The organism is Citrobacter sp. Cf072, from assembly GCF_030334485.1.
In the GTDB taxonomy this organism is placed as follows: domain Bacteria; phylum Pseudomonadota; class Gammaproteobacteria; order Enterobacterales; family Enterobacteriaceae; genus Citrobacter; species Citrobacter freundii.
Map to the genome: position 1 here is coordinate 1 of NZ_JAOWDX010000042.1, position 3,106 is coordinate 3,106.

Here is a 3,106-nt window from a genome sequence, read left to right on the forward strand (position 1 = left end):
CGGAAAAGGCGTCGAACTTCTTCACCATCTTTTTCCAGAACAACATAACAACAATCCTCGATTTGAAACATCGGCGCTATTTTAGTCAGCGCCGACAAATCGTAAAGTCTGTCGCCTCGTTCCGTTCCCGGGGAGGTGTAAACCTTTTTGGTCACCGCGTCGTCAAATACGGTTGCCGCAAATTTGACGGGGTTGACAATGGCTTACGCCATAAACCAGTAATAAAAGAGGCCAACCTTTAAGCCGAGGATCACGATATAGGCGCAGCAGTATTTCATGGTGCCAGACATGATCTGGTTGGCCTGACCGTCCATTTTTGTGGCGGATACCGCGATGGCGATGCTTTGCGGCGAAATCATTTTCCCGCCCGTTGCGCCAGAGGTATTGGCCGCTGCCAGCCAGTTGGGATCGATATGCAGTTTGCTGGCGGCAATGGTTTGCAGTTTTCCGAACAAAATGTTCGAGTTGGTATCGCTGCCGGTAACAAACGTGCCCAGCGCGCCAATCACCGGGGCGAGGAAGACGTACGAGCTGCCGGTCAGATCGACAATCGACTGCGCCAGCGTGGAGATAATCCCGCTGAGATCCATCACCGTGGCCAGCGCGACGATCGCCATAATTGCGACGATAGAGTTTTTAAGCTGGAAAATCGTTTTGATAAATACTTCCAGCATCCCGCGTGCGGACGCTCCCTGAATAAAACCACCAATAATGGTCGCAAAGATGATCAGCATCCCTGGCGTGGTCACCCATTCAACTTTCAATGCCATCGTTTTGCCATCAGCCAACGTGAAATGTAGCACCGAGGCCAGTTGTGAGGCTGCGCCTTTTATCGTCGGGAAAAGCGGCGAACACATCAGGATAAACACAAAAATAAACAGATAAATAGAGCCAACTCGGAACAACACTTTTGCCGAGCGCGGCGTGGTTTCGCGGGTATGGCTGACTTCAATTCGCCACTCGGGATCGGTTTTCCCTTTGCGCAGACGGCTAACCATCGCCACGGCAAACAGGCTGACCAGGCTACCGGCAAAGGCGGGTAATTCAGCACCGAGATGAATAGCGACAAAATACTGCGGAACCAGCGTGGTAATACCGCAAATCAACGTGATCAGAAATACGCCGCGAATGGCTTTCAGGCCGCCGCCAATAATGCAGACAATCACAAACGGCAGCAGGATATTAAACAGCGCGAGCTGCAGAATAATGGTTCCGCCTAAGGTATAAACCGGCAGGTTAACCTGTTCTGCCAGAATAGAAACCGGGATCCCGACCGCGCCGAATGCAGTGGGAACGGTATTTGCCACCAGAGAGGCAATCGCCGCCTTCAGCGGATTGAAACCCAGTGCGATAAGAATGCCGATCGGAATGGCGACCGCTGTACCATAACCCGCCGCGGCTTCAAGAAATCCACCAAAGCACCATGAAATCAGCAGCACCTGAATACGCTTATCTTCGCTTATACTGGCGAGAATATCGCGCAGAATATCCAGCGCTTTGGTCGCCTGCATGACGTTATAACTGAAGATAGCGCCGAGGATCACGATCACAATCGGCCATAATCCCTTCAGCGCGCCATAGCCTATCGCGGCTTTTAGATTTTGTACGGGCATTTCCCAGAATATTGCCGATAGTGCAGCGGTGAATACCAAAGAGATCAGTACTGAATAATGGATGGGCATTTTCAATTTCAATATTAAAAATACCATCAGTAGTAACGGAGAGAGTGCCAGGGCAAACATAAAATATTCGTTCATTGCTATTCCCAATTGGTTCATTAAACCTGATTTATATTTATGGTGGGGAGGCTACATTGCTGTTCTAATAAAGTATGCAAACTGAATCGCTTCAGTGAATAAAGTAATTATGATTTGTAGTTTTGTAACTATTGTAATCTTTTAATTAAAATCCAATGCCGGGTAAATATACTTAAGTGCCGATTGAATACCTATAAGTAGTTATTTAATAAACTTTTTAATAATGGTAGTGACAACAGTGGTAATCACCTGAAACTGTTTTCTAAGGTGTTAATAACGCTGTGGTTTCCAATATAAAAATGTGAGCGAGGCCGAAATAAATAAACCAGGGTATTGCATGTGCGAGTCGATTAGGGGATTATTTGGTTTTGTCATACAAATGAAAATACAGACATTTGCGATTGTCCTGATATAAGAAGAGGAGAGTCGTCATCAAAGGAAAACGATCAGAGCATCACCATGAACCCAGGTATTGGTAAAACCAGCAAACAGAAAAACTGGGCATGAAATACGAATGAACATTTGTTTGATATCGCGATATCAAGCGCAATAAACAGAAATGAAGCAATGGAGTAGTTATTGTGAATGTAAATTTCTTTGTCACCTGTATTGGTGACGCACTGAAATCACGGATGGCACGAGACTCCGTATTGCTGCTGGAAAAACTGGGTTGTCGCGTTAATTTCCCCGAGAAGCAAGGGTGTTGCGGTCAGCCAGCCATCAACAGCGGTTACATCAAAGAGGCGATCCCCGGGATGAAAAACCTGATCGCCGCCCTGGAAGACAACGACGATCCGATTATCTCCCCGGCAGGCTCCTGCACCTACGCGGTAAAAAGCTACCCGACGTATCTGGCGGATGAGCCCGCATGGGCGCTGCGCGCCGAGAAGGTTGCCGGACGTATGCAGGATCTCACCTCTTTTATCGTCAACAAACTGGGCGTGGTGGACGTGGGTGCCAGCCTGCAGGGCCGCGCTGTGTATCATCCTTCCTGTAGCCTGACCCGCAAACTGGGGGTGAAGGAAGAGCCGCTCACGCTGCTGAAAAACGTGCGCGGACTGGAGCTGTTGACGTTTGCCGATCAGGACACCTGCTGCGGCTTTGGCGGGACGTTCTCGGTCAAGATGGCCGAGATCTCCGGCGAGATGGTGAAAGAGAAAGTTTTACATCTGATGGATGCGAAGCCGGAGTTTTTGATCGGCGCTGACGTCAGCTGCCTGCTGAATATTGGCGGCCGACTGCAACGCGAAGGCCAGCCGGTCAAAGTGATGCATATTGCTGAAGTGCTGATGAGCCGCTGAGGGGAAAGAGATGTCGATAAAAACCAGCGATGTAGAATTTAAACTGCG

At 48.9% G+C, this 3,106-nt stretch carries 3 protein-coding genes; 2 read left to right on the plus strand and 1 reads right to left on the minus strand.

Annotation, left to right across the window (positions count from 1 at the left end; all coding sequences use genetic code 11):
* Positions 1 to 242: hypothetical protein (locus OGX66_RS07985; RefSeq protein WP_286511321.1), on the plus strand; the 242-nt coding region annotated here is incomplete at its 5' end.
* On the opposite strand, the gene OGX66_RS07990 is transcribed toward OGX66_RS07985, so the two are convergent.
* Positions 204 to 1,757 carry an L-lactate permease gene (locus tag OGX66_RS07990; RefSeq protein ID WP_003837161.1) on the minus strand — a complete coding sequence of 518 codons (1,554 nt, stop codon included), beginning with the start codon at positions 1,755 to 1,757 and terminating at the stop codon, positions 204 to 206. The genes OGX66_RS07985 and OGX66_RS07990 overlap by 39 nt on opposite strands.
* Before the next feature lie 581 nt (positions 1,758 to 2,338).
* Between OGX66_RS07990 and OGX66_RS07995 the strand changes: the two genes are divergently transcribed.
* Entirely contained in the window at positions 2,339 to 3,058 is a 720-nt protein-coding gene (locus OGX66_RS07995) for a (Fe-S)-binding protein (protein ID WP_088902777.1), read from the plus strand.
* Positions 3,059 to 3,106: the final 48 nt, after the last annotated feature.

What these genes read in the sequence shown, in the direction of transcription:
- OGX66_RS07990 (WP_003837161.1), bottom strand. Translation starts at nt 1,757, where the DNA reads ATGAACGAATATTTTATGTTTGCCCTGGCACTCTCTCCGTTACTACTG.